15 protein-coding genes are annotated in these 17,805 nt (G+C 70.0%); 5 read left to right on the top strand and 10 right to left on the bottom strand.

All coding sequences use genetic code 11. The features are described from left to right. Positions 1-117 precede the first annotated feature (117 nt). From HNR15_RS11640 to HNR15_RS11660, 5 genes are all read right to left on the bottom strand, one after another. Positions 118-657: an MOSC domain-containing protein gene (locus HNR15_RS11640; RefSeq protein WP_179481932.1), complete on the bottom strand. Its 540-nt coding sequence runs from the start codon at positions 655-657 to the stop codon at positions 118-120. A gap of 91 nt (positions 658-748) precedes the next feature. Then, on the bottom strand, positions 749-1,708 hold the full coding sequence (locus HNR15_RS11645; protein ID WP_179481934.1) for an electron transfer flavoprotein subunit alpha/FixB family protein: 960 nt from the start codon (positions 1,706-1,708) through the stop codon (positions 749-751). A 33-nt stretch (positions 1,709-1,741) separates the two neighbouring features. Next, positions 1,742-2,521: an electron transfer flavoprotein subunit beta/FixA family protein gene (locus HNR15_RS11650; RefSeq protein ID WP_179481936.1), complete on the bottom strand. Its 780-nt coding sequence runs from the start codon at positions 2,519-2,521 to the stop codon at positions 1,742-1,744. 158 nt (positions 2,522-2,679) lie between these two features. Next, complete coding sequence (locus HNR15_RS11655) at positions 2,680-3,480, bottom strand: enoyl-CoA hydratase-related protein (protein WP_179481938.1); 801 nt, start codon at positions 3,478-3,480, stop codon at positions 2,680-2,682. Positions 3,481-3,482: 2 nt separating this feature from the next. After that, entirely contained in the window at positions 3,483-3,998 is a 516-nt protein-coding gene (locus HNR15_RS11660; protein WP_179481940.1) for an LptE family protein, read from the bottom strand. A gap of 36 nt (positions 3,999-4,034) precedes the next feature. On the opposite strand from HNR15_RS11660, the gene glgX reads away from it, so the two are divergent. Continuing rightward, positions 4,035-6,173: a glycogen debranching protein GlgX gene (glgX, locus tag HNR15_RS11665; RefSeq protein ID WP_179481942.1), complete on the top strand. Its 2,139-nt coding sequence runs from the start codon at positions 4,035-4,037 to the stop codon at positions 6,171-6,173. Between the two features lies 1 nt (position 6,174). Continuing rightward, complete coding sequence (locus tag HNR15_RS11670; RefSeq protein WP_218883680.1) at positions 6,175-6,930, top strand: alpha/beta fold hydrolase; 756 nt, start codon at positions 6,175-6,177, stop codon at positions 6,928-6,930. Positions 6,931-7,023: 93 nt separating this feature from the next. On the opposite strand, the gene HNR15_RS11675 is transcribed toward HNR15_RS11670, so the two are convergent. The 4 genes from HNR15_RS11675 to HNR15_RS11690 form a co-directional block, all read right to left on the bottom strand. Continuing rightward, positions 7,024-7,461, bottom strand: a complete 438-nt coding sequence (locus tag HNR15_RS11675; protein ID WP_343048521.1) for a hypothetical protein — start codon at positions 7,459-7,461, stop codon at positions 7,024-7,026. 1 nt (position 7,462) lies between these two features. Next, positions 7,463-8,278, bottom strand: a complete 816-nt coding sequence (locus HNR15_RS11680) for a hypothetical protein (RefSeq protein WP_179481947.1) — start codon at positions 8,276-8,278, stop codon at positions 7,463-7,465. A gap of 41 nt (positions 8,279-8,319) precedes the next feature. Further along, positions 8,320-8,685 carry a hypothetical protein gene (locus HNR15_RS11685; RefSeq protein WP_179481949.1) on the bottom strand — a complete coding sequence of 122 codons (366 nt, stop codon included), beginning with the start codon at positions 8,683-8,685 and terminating at the stop codon, positions 8,320-8,322. 66 nt (positions 8,686-8,751) lie between these two features. Then, positions 8,752-9,498, bottom strand: coding sequence for a DUF1275 family protein (locus HNR15_RS11690; protein WP_218883682.1), 747 nt, complete (start codon positions 9,496-9,498; stop codon positions 8,752-8,754). 166 nt (positions 9,499-9,664) lie between these two features. On the opposite strand from HNR15_RS11690, the gene HNR15_RS11695 reads away from it, so the two are divergent. Both HNR15_RS11695 and HNR15_RS11700 read left to right on the top strand, forming a co-directional pair. Continuing rightward, a complete protein-coding gene (locus HNR15_RS11695; RefSeq protein ID WP_179481953.1) occupies positions 9,665-11,194 on the top strand; it encodes an FMN-binding glutamate synthase family protein in 1,530 nt (509 codons plus the stop codon). A gap of 10 nt (positions 11,195-11,204) precedes the next feature. Beyond that, on the top strand, positions 11,205-12,923 hold the full coding sequence (locus HNR15_RS11700) for a thiamine pyrophosphate-dependent enzyme (RefSeq protein WP_343048522.1): 1,719 nt from the start codon (positions 11,205-11,207) through the stop codon (positions 12,921-12,923). 172 nt (positions 12,924-13,095) lie between these two features. Here HNR15_RS11700 and glgP read toward each other — a convergent pair whose 3' ends face one another. Next, positions 13,096-15,672 (bottom strand): alpha-glucan family phosphorylase, encoded by a 2,577-nt coding sequence (gene glgP, locus HNR15_RS11705; protein WP_179481955.1) that lies wholly within the window; start codon positions 15,670-15,672, stop codon positions 13,096-13,098. A 73-nt stretch (positions 15,673-15,745) separates the two neighbouring features. Here glgP and HNR15_RS11710 point away from each other — a divergent pair, with 73 nt between their 5' ends. After that, the gene (locus tag HNR15_RS11710) at positions 15,746-17,803 is read left to right on the top strand and encodes an alpha-1,4-glucan--maltose-1-phosphate maltosyltransferase (RefSeq protein ID WP_425484536.1); all 2,058 of its coding nucleotides are present in this window, start codon (positions 15,746-15,748) and stop codon (positions 17,801-17,803) included. The last annotated feature ends 2 nt before the right edge of the window (positions 17,804-17,805 follow it).

Genomic DNA, 17,805 nt, shown 5'->3' on the forward strand with positions numbered 1-17,805 from the left:
AGACGGCTTCGTACGACGGGGGGCGTGCGTTCGGGACCGAGCGGGCCAGAACGAGCATGAGCAGCCCGATCCGGTATGCGTTGCGGGCCGAGCGGGCCTTGACAAGCCGTGCGGACCTCAGACGCGGGTGAGCGGCATCGCCGGCCCGGGCGGCGGCTCTACCTCGATCGGATCTCCGTCCGCGACGGTGCCCCCACGCGAGACCACGCCCATCACCCCGGCGAGGCGTTCGACCCGCCCGTCGTCGGTGGTGTGCACCAGACGCTTCAGCAGTCCGGGGCGGAAGTCCTCGATCTGCCGACACGGGTTGCGCAGGCCCATCACCGTCACGGTGGCGCCCGCGATCGTCAGCCGGGTGCCGACCGTCAGGTCGAGCAGGGCGATGCCGCGGGTGGTGATGTTCTCGCCGAGGTCACCGGGCGCGACGTCGTACCCGGCACGTCCCAGCTGCTCGAGCACCTCGACCGGGATCAGGTGCACCTGGCGCAGGTTGGGCTGACTCGGGTCCTGCGCCACCCGAGAGCGGTGCTGCACGGTGACGCCGTAGTGCGCGTCGCCGCGTACGCCGAGCCCCTCGTCGAGCACGATGCGTTCCACGGCCTGCTTGCTGAACTCGTGCACCCCGCTGACGTGGACGGCGACGACCTGGGCTGGCATGCGCTCATCCTCCCACCGGCCGGAGGGGTCACGACGTACGACGCCCCCCGGACCGGCGAGGGTGCAGGGGGCGTCGTTGAGTGTCAGTGCGTCAGCTCTTGGCCTTCTTCACGGCCTCGGTGGCCTGCGGAAGGACGTTGAACAGGTCGCCGACGACGCCGAAGTCGACCAGCTCGAAGATCGGCGCCTCCTCGTCCTTGTTGACCGCGACGATGGTCTTGGACGTCTGCATGCCCGCCCGGTGCTGGATCGCGCCGGAGATGCCGCAGGCGACGTACAGCTGTGGCGAGACCTGCTTGCCGGTCTGCCCGACCTGGTTGCTGTGCGGGTACCACCCGGCGTCGACAGCGGCTCGGGACGCGCCGACCGCGGCGCCGAGCACGTCGGCGAAGCTCTCGACCGGGGAGAAGTCACCGCCGGTGCCGCGGCCACCGGAGACCACGATGGCGGCCTCGGTGAGCTCCGGGCGACCGGACTTCTTCTTCTCCTGGACCTCGGTGATCTTGGCGCTCTTGGCGGTGTCGGACACCGTCAGCTCGACCGGCACGACCTGCGCACCGGCCTGGGAGGCCTGCGGCGGGGTGGTGTTCGGCTTGACCGTGATGATCGGGGTGCCCTGGGTGACCACGCCCTGCAGCGTGTAGCCGCCGGCGAACGCGGTCTGGGTCACCACGATGCCGTCGTCACCCGGCTGCACGTCCTGCGCGTCGGTGATCAGGCCGGACTCCAGCTTGACCGCGAGACGGGCGGCGGCCTCCTTGTTGGTGCCGCTGGTGGGCACCAGGACCGCCGCGACGTCGCCGGCCTGCTTGACCACGGCCTCCAGGGCCTCGGCCAGCGGCGCGACGAGATAGTCGGTGACGTCGGCGTTGTCGACGACGTAGACCTTCTCGGCGCCGAACTGCGCGAGGCGGGGCCGTGCGGCCTCCACCTGCGAGCCGATGAAGACGGCGGACGGCGTGCCGATCCGACGGGCGATCGTGAGCAGCTCCGCAGAGGTCTTCTTGACCGCACCGTCGGTGTGGTCGACCAGGACGAGGACTTCAGCCATGGGTGTTACGTCTCCTTCTGGGGTAGCGCAGCGTCAGACGAGCTTGGACTTGCTCAGGAACTCCACGAGCTTGGTGCCGCCGTCGCCTTCGTCGGGCTGCACCTCGCCCTTCTCGCGGGCCGGACGCTGGGTGACGTCGACGACCTTGGTCCAGGAGCCCTCGAAGCCCACTTGGGCGGCATCCAGACCGAGGTCGGACAGTGACCACGTCTCGACCGGCTTCTTCTTGGCGGCCATGATCCCCTTCAGCGAGGGGTAGCGCGGCTCGTTGATCTGGTCGGTCACGCCCACGAGCGCCGGGATCGAGGCCTCGACGGTCTCCGAGGCGATGTCGGTGTCGCGGCGGCCCTTGACCGACCCGTCGGCGACGGAGAGCTCCGACACCTGCGTGACCTGCGGCAGGCCGAGACGCTCGGCGAGCATGGCCGGGACGACGCTCATGGTGCCGTCGGTGGAGGCGAGACCGGTGAGCACGAGGTCGGGCTTGCCGATCTTCTCGATGGCCTTGGCGAGCACTAGGGAGGTGGCGCCGGCGTCCGAGCCGTGGATCGCGTCGTCGCAGACGTGCACACCCTTGTGGGCGCCCATCTTCAGCGACTTCTTGACCGCCTCGACCGCGACGTCGGGGCCGACCGTGAGCACGGTGACCTCACCCTCGCTCGCCTCGACGAGCTTCAGCGCCTCTTCGACCGCGTACTCGTCGAGCTCCGACAGGAGACCGTCGACGTTGGTGCGGTCGGTGGTGTGGTCGTCACTGAACGTGCGGTCGCTCTGAGCGTCCGGCACGTACTTGACGCAGACGACGATGTTCATGTCCTAGCCCTTCGTTGACGTGGTGCTCGATGAATGGTGACGGGCGATGACGCGGTCGTACGACGCGTCGTTCGGCGATCCCGACATGGTCCCGCAGGCTCGATATCCAGGGTACGCCACCACGTTACTGGCGAGTAACAGCCTGCCCGCCGCGGATTTCAGCGGCCGGCGAACCGCGCCTTCCCCGGACCCTCCTGCACGAACGACGCCATGCCCGTCGCACGGTCCTGCGTGGCGAACAGTCCCGCGAACAGGGCAGATTCGATGGCCAGCCCGGTGTCGAGGTCGGTGTCCTGACCGCGGTCGATGGCCTCCTTGGCGGCGCGCAGCGCGACCTTGGGACCGCCGACGTAGCGGCTCATCCGGGCCTTCGCGGCCTCGAGCACGGAGCCGGGTTCGCACAGTTCGTCGACCAGGCCGATCTCCAGCGCCTCGGTCGCCGCCACCATCCGACCGGAGAAGACGATGTCCTTCGCGCGGGCGGGTCCGACCAGGCGGGTGAGGCGCTGAGTGCCGCCGGCGCCGGGGATGATCCCGAGCAGGATCTCCGGCTGGCCGAGCTTCGCGTCGTTCGCGGCGATGCGGAAGTCGCACGTCATCGACAGCTCGCAGCCGCCGCCGAGCGCGTAGCCGGCGATGGCCGCGACCGTGGGCTGCGGGATGGCCGCGATGGCGGCGAAGAAGGCCTGCAATCGCGGCGCGCGGGTGACCATGTCGACGTACTCCAGGCGCTGCATCTCCTTGATGTCAGCGCCCGCGGCGAAGACCTTCTCCCCGCCGTAGAGGATGACCGCGGAGACGTCGTCTCGGTCGGAGGCCTCGATCGCGGCGGACCGCAGGCCCTCCTGGACCTCGCCGTTGAGCGGGTTCATCTTGGGACGGTCGATACGGATGACGCCGATGCCGTCGGCCACCTCGAGGGAGACGAACTCCCCGTACGTCGATGGTGCGTCGGTCACCCTCAGACCTCGCCGTCGTTGCCGGCGCCGGGGGCATCGTCAGGGCCGGGCAGGTCGGCCGGGTCGGTGTTGGCGACGTGCGGACCCTCACCGAGCACCGTCTGGTGCCACAGCTGGACGGCCTGCAGCACCATCTGCGTGGTGGAGGCGACCATCATCTCCAGGTTGTCGCCGTCCTGGACCAGGTGCTCGCCGGAGACCACGAGGGTGCCGTTGGCGATGCCGGTCTTGATGATGTTCAGGCTGAGCGTGACGTCGTTGCAGGCAAGCAGCTGCTTGACCAGGTCGTCGGGCATGTCGTCGGTGATCTGCCACTGGCCGAAGATGCGCAGCAGGCTCACCTCGCCCTCCGTGCAGCGCGCGAAGAGCTGCTGCTCCTGCACGGTGAAGCTCACGTCGCCGTCGGCGTCGATGTCGGGCTGTGCCTGCATGTCCTGCAGAACGTCCAACACCCGCCCACGCAGGGGGTGTTCGCCGGCGGGCGGGGGGAAGTTGGGCATCGAGGTCGGATCAGTCATCCCGTCAAGATACCCGGGGTCTTTACGCTGACGCCCATGCCCGCCCCGCGCCGCCCCGACCACGTCCCGCCGCCGTACGGCGCCACCCTCACCGGCGACGGCGCGGAGTTCGCGGTCTACGCGGGCCACGCCACCGGCGTGCAGCTGTGCCTCTTCGACGACGCCGGCGCCGAGCGCCGGCTCCCGATGGTGCGCCACGTGCACGGCACCTGGTCCACGTATGTGACGGGTGTGACGCAGGGGCAGCGGTACGGCTACCGGGTCGACGGGGACTGGGACCCCGCGAACGGTCAGCGGCACAACCCCGCCAAGCTGCTGCTCGACCCGTACGCGCGCGCCATCGAGGGCTCCGTCGACTGGCGCCCGGAGGTCTACGGCACGGTCGTCGACCAGTCGCTCGCGGTCGGTGAACCCGCCGACGTGCGTGACGACCGGGACAGCGCGGCGTTGGTCCCGCGCAGCGTGGTCGTCGGCGACGGCTTCGACTGGGGCGACGAGCGCGCGCCGATGACCGCGTGGTGCGACACCGTCATCTACGAGACCCACGTGATCGGCATGACCCACGACCTGCCCGGCGTGCCGGACGAGCTGCGCGGCACGTACGCCGGACTGGCCCACCCCGCGACGATCGCGCACCTGCGACGCCTCGGGATCACCACCGTGGAGCTGCTGCCCGTGCACGCGTCGGTCTCCGAGCCGCACGTCGTGCAGCGCGGCATGAGCAACTACTGGGGCTACAACACGCTCGGCTTCTTCGCCCCGCACCTCCCCTACGCCGCCGCGACAGACCCGGTCGAGGCGGTGGCCGAGTTCAAGGGGATGGTCAAGCTGCTGCACGCCGCCGGCATCGAGGTGCTGCTCGACGTCGTCTACAACCACACCTGCGAGCAGAGCGCGGCCGGCGGTTCGACGCTGGCGTGGCGCGGGCTGGACAGCCGCGCGTACTACCGCCTCGACGAGCGCGGCGACGACATCGACGTCACCGGGTGCGGCAACACCCTCGACCTGAGGCACCCGATCACCGTGCGGATGGTGCTGGACTCGCTGCGCTACTGGGTGCAGGAGATGCACGTCGACGGCTTCCGCTTCGACCTGGCGGTGGCGCTGGCGCGGGGCCGTGACGACGGCTACCACCCGGACCACCCGTTCCTGATGGCCCTGCGCACCGATCCGGTGCTCTCGGACGTCAAGCTCATCGCCGAGCCATGGGACCTCGGCATCCACGGCTGGCGCACCGGGCAGTTCCCGCCGCCGTTCGGGGAGTGGAACGACCGCTTCCGCGACACCGTGCGCACCTTCTGGCTCCCCGACCTGGCGCGCGACGCGGCCGGGGAGGACGGTCACGGGGTGCGCGAGCTCGGCACCCGGATCGCCGGATCGGCCGACCTCTTCCGCGACGCACGGCGGGGGCCGCTCGCGTCGATCAACTTCGTGACGGCGCACGACGGATTCACCGTGGCCGACCTCACGGCGTACAACTCCAAGCACAACGGCGCCAACGGCGAGGGCAACCGCGACGGCAGCGACAACAACTGCTCCTGGAACCACGGGATCGAGGGTCACGTCGACGCCACAGAGGGCGTCGAGGCGCTGCGGCGGCGGTCGATGCGCAACCTGCTCGGCACCCTGCTGCTGTCCGCCGGCGTGCCCATGCTGACCGGCGGCGACGAGTTCGGTCGCACTCAGCGCGGAAACAACAACCCGTACTGCCAGGACAGCGAGATCTCCTGGTACGACTGGGATCTGGCGGACTGGCAACGCGACCTCAACGATTCGGTGCGACATCTGCTCGACCTGCGACGCCGGCACCCCGTGCTGCGTCAACGGCACTTCTTCCCCGGCACCCCCGTCGACGGAGATGCGCTGCCGGCACTGCACTGGCACGCACTGGACGGGCGGGTCCTCACGGCCGAGCAGTGGAACGACGGCCGCACCCGCACCATGTCCGTGGTGTTCGACGGCGCCGACATCGGCGACGACCGCCTGCTGCTGCTCTTCCACGGCAGCGCGCACGACGCGTCGGTGACCCTGCCTGGGCAGGCCGGAGTGACAGCGTGGAAACTGCTGTGGGACAGCCGGTTCGAGAGGATGGATGACGTGCCGCAGGTGGAGACGACAGTCGGGGCGCCGTACGACGTGCCGCCGGCGACGCTCGCGATCTTCCAGGGGGCGTGAGGTGGTCTCCTACTTCGAGGCGTACGACGGCGAGCGGCTCGCCTTCCATGAGGTCGGCGAGGGCAGGACACTCGTGCTCATCCACGGGTTCTTCTCCACCGCGCGGGTCAACTGGATCGCGTACGGGCACGCGCAGACCATCGCCGACCGCGGCTACCGGGTCGTGATGCCCGACCTGCGCGGGCACGGCGACAGCGCGAAACCCCATGATCCGCAGCGGTACCGGGGCGACGTACTGGCCGATGACGGCTTCGCGCTGGTCGAGCACCTCGGACTCGACGATTACGACCTCGGCGGCTACTCGCTCGGCGCCCGTACGACGGCTCGCATGCTCGTGCGCGGCGCCACCCCCGGTCGCGCCGTCCTCGGCGGGATGGGCCTCACGGGCATCACCCGCACCGGCGGGCGTGGTAAGCACTTCCGCGAGGTGCTCACCAGCACAGAGGAATTCCCGCGTTACTCACCGCAGTGGAAGAGCCAGTCGTTCCTGCGCAAGGTCGGGGGCGACCCCGTCGCACTGCTGCGGGTGCTGGAGTCCTTCCAGGACACCCCTGCCGACGACCTGTCGGCCATCGTGCAGCCGACGCTCGTCGTGTGCGGCGAACAGGACCGGGACAACGGCTCACCGCAGGAGCTCGCCGGGGCGCTGCCCAACGGTCAGCTCACGATCGTCCCCGGCGACCACATGAGTGCCGTCGCCGACAAGGCGCTGGGCCGGGCGATCGCGGACTTCCTGGGTGACATCGGTTCCATGTGACGGCCGCTTGCAGGCACCGACTGTGTCGCAGTTGCGTTCGAGGGACACAGGTCTCCCTGTGTCCCTCGTGCGTAACTGCGTCAGGGTCGCAGGTCAGCGCTCATCCGTGCGGCCGGCGCCGGCGGGCACGTCGCGTCGGGTGTGGCGCAGCCACCACAGGCCGAGGATCGGCAGGAGCAGCGGCACGTAGCCGTAGCCCTGCCCGAACCTCGCCCAGACCGTCGTGTCGCCGGCTTGACCCTGAGCGACGAACGCCGAGCCGTCGGCGTAGCTCCAGATGCCGACCGCGATCACGCCGAGCAGCTCGAAACTGATGGTGTACAAAGCGATCCGCGCGTTGCGATCGCCCCCACGACCCAGCGCGACGGTGGCCAAGATGTAGACCACCGCTGCCAGCGCGGACAGCAGGTAGGGCAGGGCCGGGTGCGGCCAGGTCTGCGAGATCTGCAGGACCGACCGCCCGGTCGCGGCCAGGGCGAACAGCGCGTAGAGGGCGACCAGGATGCGCCCGAATCCGGAGTTGACCCGCACGTCAGATCGACCCAGCCGGGTGGCCGAGGTCGGACCAGGCGGCGCGCAGCAGGGAAGCCTCCTGGGCTGCACTGAGCTGTCCCGCGATGAGCCCCAGCACGTTGTGGCCGGAGGCGATGGCGAGGCAGTCCGCCCGTACGACGGTGCCGTGGACGGTGACCCGCTCCTGGAAGGCGAGCGCGCCCGTGCCGTAGCCCGTCGGAGCCGTGCCGGGGGTCACGAGGACCGTCGTACCGTCGGACGACCTCAGCGCGGAGTGGCAGCCGGCGATGTTGGTGCGCAACCCCCCGAGCTCGCGTGCGGTGTCCAGCGCCGGATAGCTCTCGAGAGTCTCCTCGACGTCGCGCAGGTCCGACACCGATGAGATCGCACCGGAGTTGTCGTACGCCGTCTGCTCCTTGTGCGCGGGCGCCGTGGAGAAGACGTCGTCGGAGTTGATGAGCTTCGCCAGTGCCGGGCAGGTGCCACCGGTGCCGACCACGTCGCCGCTCTGCGAGTCGGCCGCGCCGGGGTCGTACGCGACCATGTCCGACGCATACGCAGCGACCTGCGCTGCGGTGATCAGCGAGGGCCGGAACGAGGACGTCGGCAACGTGCCGAGCGGGTCGGCTGCCGAGGACGACGGGGAGGACGGGGAGGACGGTGACGACGGCGTCGTCGTACCGGACGAGGGCCCGCCCGACGGCGCGGACGAGGCGGACGTCGAGCCGTTCGCCCCGACATGCGGCGGTGTCGCCTTCGGTGCGCTGCCTCCGCACCCCGCGAGGGCGAGCACGCCCAGCGCCACGGCCGTGTTGCGGACTCCGGACCACTGCATTCGGCTCTTCCCTTCGTCGACCGGACCGATGCGTGAGCGCCTCATCCGTGTCCGTTCCAGATCTGCACCAACCGCACCAGCATGACGAGCAGACCGAGCCCTGCGACCAGGATGACGCCGGAGCTGGACCGGGACTCCCGCTCGGCGATGGCCCAGACACCCGCGACCGGCAGGGCCACCACCAGGCCGGCGAGGTAGGCGATGAAGAGCGCCGCGGACATGCCGTGCCCGCCGTGGCCCGACAGCGCGATACCGACCACCAACTGGACCACGATCAGTCCCTCGGCGACCAGACCGGTCCAGAACATCGGGTCGTCGATCGGCTTGCCGCGCAGCAGCGCGTACCCGGCCTGCAGAGCCAGCACCACCAGCACCGCTCCGGTCAGGTACGTGAGGGGGGCGAACACCCGGTCATCGTACGGAGCGAGAGGACTCCGCGCCCGCCAGCATCCCTGCCGCATCCGCGGCCCGCGCTATCCGCGCTGCCAGTCCTGCGGTCGTCGACTCACCACTGCGGCGGCGACGGCCACCACCACGGCGATCACGGCGCTGAGGAGGAGACCGGTGCTCGGATCGCTGTGCGACACGAGCAGCGCGCCGATCAGGGCGCCCACCAGCATGGCGGCGATGGCGAGGATGCGGCGTACGACGACCGCGATGTTGCGCTGCCGCAGGTCCGCAGCGATGCCGGTGAGCGTCATGGTGAGCACGGTGGTGGTGAAGTCGGGGACTGCGAGGCGGCGCACTGCGGCGTTGCGCAGCCCGAGCGCGACCGCGGCAAGGGCGACGGCCACGTCGACGCCGGCGACGGTGTAGGGCCGGCCGTCGATCAGCAGGACGAGCGCGGCGGCGAGCAGGAGAGCGGCTTCCGCGGCGACGGCGTTGCGCAGCAGGACTCCTCGGTGCCCGCCGTACCGCGTGACCACAGTGCCACCCAGACCCGCGCCCACGAGGAACCCGACGAGTGCCACCAAGGAGGCGACCAGGGAGAACCCCGGTGCGCCGGCGAGGGCGAAGCCGATGAAGACGACATTGCCGGTCATGTTGGCCACGAAGACCCGGCCGAGGCGCAGGATGCTGACCGCGTCGACCACCCCGGTGCTCGCGGTGAGGAGCAGCAGCAGGATCGGCAGTGGCCCGTGGTCGGGGTGCGCCACGTACTGGCGGTACCAGGGATCCGCGGGCTTCGGCGGACTGGGCTCGGGGGGCTCCGAAGGCACATCGCATCGTTCCACGGCAGCGCAGGTGACAGGCGGAACGGGCAGACCACAGCGGCGTGTCAGCAAGCTGGGCTACGTTCCAGCCACAGCCGGTACGTCCGTTAGAGAGTGCGGGCCGTGGGTACTCCGTCATGAACCTCCCTCTGACAGCGCAGGAGTAGGACGTATGGGCAAACTCACCGGGCTCGGCATCGGCGCCGGGGCCGTCGCGGCACTTGCGGCGCGCGACCTCATCCAGAAGAAGCACTCGGTGCTGCGCAATTACCCGGTGGTGGGCCACATGCGCTATCTCCTGGAGGAGATCCGCCCGGAGATCCAGCAGTACTTCATCGAGAAGAACTGGGACGGCAGGCCGTTCGACCGCGATACCCGCACGATGGTCTACGAGCGCGCGAAGGGCACCGCCGCCGAGCTCTCCTTCGGCACCGAGCGCGACGTCTACCAGCCCGGGTACGAGTACTTGGTGCACAGCACCACTCCGCTGGAGGCACCCGACAACCCGCCGCGGGTGATGGTGGGCGGTCCGGACTGTCGCAAGCCGTACAGCATGGCGCTGGTCAACGTGTCGTCGATGAGCTTCGGTGCGATCTCGGCCAACGCGATCCGGGCGCTGAACAAGGGCGCCGAGATGGGCGGTTTCGCGCACGACACCGGCGAGGGCGGCCTGTCCAAGTACCACGAGGAGCACAACGGCGACCTGGTCTGGGAGATCGGGTCCGGCTACTTCGGCACCCGCACCAAGGACGGGCACTTCGACGAGAGCCAGTTCGCCGACAAGGCCAACCGCGATCAGGTCAAGTGCGTCTCGATCAAGCTGAGCCAGGGCGCCAAGCCCGGCATCGGTGGGGTGCTTCCCGCGGCGAAGGTGACCAAGGAGATCGCCGAGGTACGCGGCGTACCCCAGGGCCAGAAGTGCGTGAGTCCCGCCGCCCACACCGCGTTCCACTCCCCCGTGGAGCTCATCGAGTTCGTGGCGCGACTGCGCGAGGTCACGGGCGGCAAGCCGACCGGCTTCAAGCTGTGCGTCGGTTCGCGCCGCGACGTGCTCGCGATCTGCAAGGCGATCCTGCAGGTCGGTACCGCGCCGGACTTCATCATCGTGGACGGCAGCGAGGGCGGCACGGCAGCGGCGCCCCTGGAGTACGAGGACCACGTCGGCATGCCGCTCACCGACGGGCTGATGATCATGCACAACGCCCTGGTCGGCATCGGCATGCGCGACAAGATCCGGATCGGCGCCAGCGGCAAGGTCGTCGGTGGCAGCGACGTCGTGAAGCGGCTCATCCAGGGCGCTGACTACACCAACTCCGCGCGCGCCATGATGATGGCCGTCGGCTGCATCCAGTCCCAGAAGTGTCACACGGACAAATGCCCGGTCGGCGTCGCCACCCAGAGCGAGGCGCGGGCGCGGGCGCTCGACGTCGGCGACAAGAGCATGCGGGTCAAGCGCTACCAGGAGGCCACGGTCAAGCAGGCGGCGTCCATGATGGCCACGCTCGGCGCCACCCGCCCCGAGGAGCTGAGTCCGCACATGCTGCGCCGCAACATCGACGCGACCCAGACGCAGTCGTACTACGAGATGTACGAATGGCTTTCGCCCGGCCAGCTGCTCGCGGGAGCGCCGCAGACCTGGATCGACGACTGGGACACCGCCAGCCCTGACCGCTTCGTCCCCCAACGCTCGCACCAACGCTAGGAGCCCGATAGTGAACGTCGCCGAGAACCTCGTCACCGCCCTGGCCGATCACGGCGTCACGACCGTCTGGGGGGTCGTCGGTGACGCGCTCAACCCCGTCACCGACGCGATCCGCCGCGAGGACCGCATCGAGTGGATCGGGGTGCGCCACGAGGAGGCCGCGGCGTTCGCGGCCGGCGCTCAGGCCCAGCTGACCGGCACGATCGGGGTCTGCATGGGCACCGTCGGGCCGGGTTCGATCCACCTGCTGAACGGGCTCTACGACGCCAAGAAGTCCCACGTCCCGGTGCTCGCGGTCTGCGGGCAGGTGCCGACCGAGGAGATGGGCAGCGAGTTCTTCCAGGAGGTCAACAACGACGTCCTCTTCAGCGACGTGTCGGTCTTCACGCACACCGTCACCTCCGCCGCGCAGATGCCGCAGATCCTGGAGCAGGCGGTGAACACCGCGTACGCGCAACAGGGCGTCGCCGTGCTGACGCTCCCCGGTGACATCGGCGACTCGAAGCTGCCGGACGACGCGGCGCCGCGCTTCGCACCGCCGCCCGCCGAGGCCGCCGCCCCGGTGAGCCAGATCCAGGAGGCGGCAGCAGTGCTGGCCGACGCCGACGCGGTCACGCTGCTGGTCGGACGCGGCGCCCGCGAGTCGCGCCGCCAAGTGCTCGACCTCGCCGAACGCCTGCAGGCGCCGATGGTGTTGACGCTCAAGGCCAAAGGGGGTCTGGAGCACGACAACCCCTATGCCGTCGGACAGTCCGGCCTCATCGGCAACCCGGCGGCCGCGAAGGCGCTGGACGACTGCGACGTGCTCTTCCTGGTCGGCACCGACTTCCCCTACCGGGAGTGGCTGCCGAAGGGCAAGACGGTCATCCAGCTCGACGCGCGGGCCGAGCACATCGGGCGACGGATCAACGTCGAGCACGCACTGGTCGGCCACGTCGGGCCCACGCTGGGCGCGTTGCTCCCCCAGCTGCCGGAGAAGCGACCGTCCGGTCGCCACCTCGACAAGGCGACGAAGGCGTACGCCACCTGGCACGAGGCCCAGCAGCGCCTCACCGACCCCGATCACGACAAGAAGCTGCTCGGCCGGCTGCGCAGCCTGGGCGACAATCCCGACAAGCTGATCCGCCCGGAGATCGTGGCGAAGGCGCTGAACGATCACGCCGACCCCGACGCGATCTTCACCAGCGACACCGGCATGTCGACCGTCTGGCTCTCCCGCTTCATCGAGTTCTCCGGCACCCGCCGGCTGCTCGGCTCCTACAACCTGGGCTCGATGGCCAACGCGATGCCGCAGGCACTCGGTGCCCAGGCCCTCGACCGGTCGCGCCAGGTCATCGCCTGCTGCGGTGACGGCGGCCTGATGATGCTGCTCGGCGACCTGCGTACGGCGGTCACCTACGACCTGCCGGCGACGTTCGTCGTCTTCGACAACGGCCGCCTCGGCATGGTCAAGCTCGAGCAGGAGCAGGGCGGCCTGCCCGAGTTCGGCACCGAGCTGGACAATCCGGACATCGCAGCCGTCGCAGCGGCGATGGGACTGGACGCCGTTCGCGTCACCGACCCCGACGAGGTCGCCCCGGCGCTTCAGCGGGCCCTGGCGAGCGGCCGGCCCGCACTGCTCGACATCGTGACCAACCCCGACGAGGTGTCGATCCCCCCGAAGCCGAAGGTCGCGCAGGCCTGGGGGTTCGCGATCGCCAAGTCGAAGGAGACGATCGAGAGCGCCTGACCTGTTTGCGCGCGGCCGGGTTCCTTCGCCGGGGGCCCGGCCGCGTCGTTGCGACTACTCGGCCCAGCCGACCGCTGCATGACCCTGACGGCATTCACGTTCGTTGACGGCGTTCAAACACCGTCAACCGACGTGAACGCCGTCATGGTGGGCGCGTTCGTCGTCCGGCGAATCAGGCGTTGAGGGCCAGGCCGAGCTCGCTGGGGCTCGCGAGCCCCTCATGGCGCGGCAGCACCCGCACGGTGTAGCCGAAGGACCCGGTGCGCTGGATCGTCACGTCACCGGCGAACACCTGCCGGCCCGAGCCGTCGGGCCCGTCCTCGGTCTCCACGAACGACAGCGGCACCGTCGTGACGTCGCTCAGCTCATCGGACTCCGACACCCGCCCGTGCACGACCTGCACATCGACCTCTTCCGGCCGCAACCCGCCGAGGGCCACGTAGGCGCGCACGTGCACCTGGTCGCCCACCTGCGGGCTGTCGGACACCCCGTCGGCGTCGACGTGGTCCACCCGGGCGTGCGGGAAGGCGGCCGCCGCTTCCTGCTTGTACGCCGCGAGCTCGCGTGCCTGCGCGAAGCCGTCCTGAGCGCGGCGCCGGGCGGCCTGCGCAGCCGGCGCGTAGAGCTGCTGGGTGTAGTCCTTGACCATCCGGGTCGCCTGCACCTTCGGCCCGAGTGTGGTGAAGGTGTGCGACACCATCGAGAGCCACCGCTGCGGCAGACCGTCGTCGTCGCGGTCGTAGAACGTCGCGGCGACGTTGTTCTCGATGAGGTCGTAGAGCGCGTTGGCCTCGAGGTCGTCGCGGCGGTCGGCGTCCTGCACCCCGTCGGCGGTGGGGATGGCCCAGCCGTTGTGCCCGTCGTACCACTCGTCCCACCACCCGTCGAGGATCGAGAGGTTGAGCCCGCCGTTGAGCGCGGCCTTCATGCCCGACGTACCGCACGCCTCGAAGGGGCGCAGCGGGTTGTTCAGCCACACGTCGCAGCCGGGGTAGAGCTTCTGGGCCATCTCTATGTCGTAGCCCGGCAGGAAGATGATGCGGTGGCGGATCTCCGGGTCGTCGGCGAACTGCACCATCTGCTGGATCAGCTTCTTGCCGGTCTCGTCCGCCGGGTGGCTCTTGCCCGCGATGACCAGCTGGATGGGGCGCTGCGGGTCCAGCAGCATCCGGCGCAGCCGCGCGGGGTGGCGCAGCATGAGGGTGAGGCGCTTGTAGGTCGGCACCCGCCGCGCGAAGCCGATGGTGAGCACGTCGGGGCTGAGGATCTCATCGGTCCAGCCCAGCTCCGCCGACGAGGCGCCGCGCAGCAGCCACGACTCGCGCACCCTGCGGCGCGCGTCCTGCACCAGCTGCTCGCGCAGCTCGCGCTTGACGCGCCAGAACTCCTCCACCGGCACCTGCCCGAGCGCCTCCCAGGCCTGCTCGCCGCGGATCAGCTCCGGCCCGACGAAGCGCTGCCCCAGCTCCACGACCTTCGGGTCGACCCATGTCGGCGCGTGGACACCGTTGGTGATGCTGGCGATCGGCACCTCGGAGTCGTCGAAGCCGGGCCACAACCCGTCGAACATCCCGCGGCTGACGGCGCCGTGCAGCTGGGAGACGCCGTTGGCGCGCTGCGCGAGCCGCAGACCCATCACGGCCATGTTGAAGACGGCGGGGTCGCCGCCTTCGTACGTCTCGGATCCGAGCGGGAGCACCTTGGCGACGGGTACGCCGGGCAGGGTGCTCAGGTGCCGCTCGATCTGGTCCTTGCCGAAGCGGTCGATGCCGGCCGGGACGGGAGTGTGCGTGGTGAAGACGGTGCCGGCTCGTACCGCCTCGACGGCGTCGTCGAACGCCAGGCCCTCGCCGGTCACCAGCTCGCTGATGCGCTCCAGGCCGAGGAAGCCCGCGTGTCCCTCGTTGCAGTGGTAGACCTCCGGCAGCGGGCTGCCGGTGAGCCGCGACCAGATGCGGGTGGCGCGCACGCCGCCGATGCCGAGCAGCATCTCCTGCCGCAACCGCTGCTCACCGCCGCCGCCGTAAAGGCGGCTGGTGAGCTCACGTCCAGCGTCGTCGTTGCCGTCGACGTCGGAGTCGAGCAGCAGCAGGGGCACGCGTCCGACCTGCGCCCGCCAGATCCGGGCGTGCAGGGTGCGGTCGTCCGGAAGGTCGAGGGTCACCCGGGCGGGGGTGCCGTCGTCCTCGCGCACCAGGGACAGCGGCAGATCGTCCGCATCGTGGACGGGGTAGGTCTCCTGCTGCCAGCCGTCGGCGGACAGCGACTGGGAGAAGTAACCGGTCTTGTAGAAGAGGCCGAGTCCGACGATCGGCACGCCCAGGTCGGAGGCGGACTTCAGGTGGTCGCCGGCCAGGATGCCGAGACCGCCGGAGTACTGCGGCAGCACGTGGGTGATGCCGAACTCGGCGCTGAAGTAGGCGATGGCCCGCGGCGCCTCCTGGTCGGCGGCGAAGTCGTCGTACCAGGAGGGAGCGGTCAGATAACGCTCCAGGCTGCGCGCGGCCGCGTGGACACGCTCGACCAGCACGGTGTCGGCGGCGAGCTGGGAGAGCTCGTCGGCAGAGAACGAGGCCAGCAGCGCGACCGGGTCGTGCCGCACGCTCTCCCACCGCTGCGGATCGATGTCCCGGAAGAGGTTCCTGGTGCGGCTGTGCCACGACCATCGCAGGTTGCTGGCGATGTCGCCCAGCGGAGCCAGCGGCTCGGGAAGCACGGTGCGGACGTGGAAACGTCGGATGGCCTTCACGAGGAAGATCGTAGAGCCGCCCGGATCACCCGCCGTGGGGCGTCCGACTGGCAAACCTTGTAGCGTCCTTCGCGTGACTGATTCGCCTGCCATCAGCCGTCGGCTTCCGACCGCGACCAGCGCACATTCGCCTGCTCCCCCGTCGCCCGGTGCCGAGCGCGCCATCGGCCGCATCCCCGTGCAGGACGTCTCCCCGGTGGTCGACGGAGGCACCCTCCCGACGAAGTCGGTCGTGGGCGAGGAGTTCGTCGTCTCCGCCACGGTCTTTCGCGAGGGTCACGACGCGGTGAACGCGACGGTGGTGACCACAGACCCGCAGGGCCGGGTCAGCCACCTGCCGATGACCTGCATCAACCCGGGTCTCGATCTGTGGACGGCCACGGTCAGCGCGGATCGGGAGGGCCGTTGGAGCTACCGGGTCGAGGGCTGGTCGGACCCCTACGCCACCTGGGCGCACGACGCGATCATCAAGGTCGCGGCCGGCGTCGACGTCGACCTGATGCTGGACGAGGGCGTGCTGGTCCTGCAGCGCGCGCTCGAGAAGGGTTCCTACGACACAGAATCCGCTGCCGTGCTCACTGCGGCTGTGGACGGCTTGCAGGACACCACGGCGGACGCCGGCGTGCGGCTGTCGGCGGGCACCGGCGTCGACGTACGCCGGGTGCTCGCGGCTCAGCCGCTGCGCGAGAGCGTGAGCCCCGGCACGACCTACCCCTGGCTGGTCGAGCGCGAACTGGCGCTGACCGGCGCGTGGTACGAGATCTTCCCCCGCTCCGAGGGGTGTCACCAGGACGAGGACGGCGACTGGGTCAGCGGCACCTTCGCGACCGCCGCCGAGCGGCTGCCCGCGATCGCGGCCATGGGCTTCGACGTCGTCTACCTCACGCCGGTGCACCCCATCGGCAGCACGAACCGCAAGGGTCCCAACAACAGCCTGCACGCCGGTCCGAAGGACCCCGGGTCGCCGTACGCGATCGGTGCCGCCGACGGCGGCCACGACGCGCTGCACGCCGACCTCGGCGACTGGGACGACTTCGACGGATTCGTCACCGCCGCGAAGCGATCCGGCCTGGAGGTGGCGCTCGACCTGGCCCTGCAGTGCTCGCCGGACCACCCGTGGGTCACCGAGCACCCGGACTTCTTCACCACGCGCGCCGACGGCAGCATCGCCTACGCGGAGAACCCTCCGAAGAAGTACCAGGACATCTACCCGCTCAACTTCGACAACGACCCCGACGGCATCTACGCCGAGGTGCGCCGCGTGGTGCAGGTGTGGATCGACCACGGCGTCAAGATCTTCCGGGTCGACAACCCGCACACCAAGCCGGTGGAGTTCTGGCAGTGGATCATCGCCGACGTCGCGCGTGAGCACCCCGAGGTGATCTGGCTGGCCGAGGCGTTCACCCGGCCGGCGATGATGCACACACTGGGCAAGATCGGCTTCCAGCAGAGCTACACCTACTACGCGTGGCGCAACGACCCCGCCGAGCTGCGGGAGTACGTCGAGTCCCTGGCGACCGAGTCCGCGGCGTACATGCGTCCCTCGTTCTGGCCCACGACGCACGACATCCTCACGCCGTACATGCAGTACGGCGGGCCGAACGCGTGGAAGCTGCGCGCCGCGCTGGCCGCGACGCTGTCGCCGACCTACGGCATCTACGCCGGCTACGAGCTGGTGGAGAACGTCGCACGCCCCGGCGCCGAGGAGCAGCTGGACAACGAGAAGTACCAGTACAAGGACCGGCACTGGGCCGATTTCGAGCCCGGGGGTCCACGCGAGGGCCAGTCGCTCGCGCCGTACCTGACGCGGCTCAACGAGATCCGCCGCGAGCATCCGGCGTTCGGGTGGCTGCGCAACATCACCTTCCACGCCGTGGACGACCCGCAGCTGCTGGTCTTCTCCAAGCGTCGCGGCGACGACGTCATGATCGTCGTGGCCAACTGCGACCCGCACGCCACCCGCGAGTCGACCGTGCACCTGGATATGGAGGCGCTCGGCCTCCCGGCAGGCAGCTGGTTCGCGGCGCACGAATGCTTCACCGGTGCGACCTGGCACTGGGGCGAGCACAACTACGTCCGACTCGGCCCCGAGGGCGAGCCGGTGCACATCATCCACGTGAGGAGCGCCTGACC

This window comes from Allobranchiibius huperziae (assembly GCF_013410455.1).
GTDB classification, from domain to species: Bacteria; Actinomycetota; Actinomycetes; order Actinomycetales; family Dermatophilaceae; genus Allobranchiibius; species Allobranchiibius huperziae.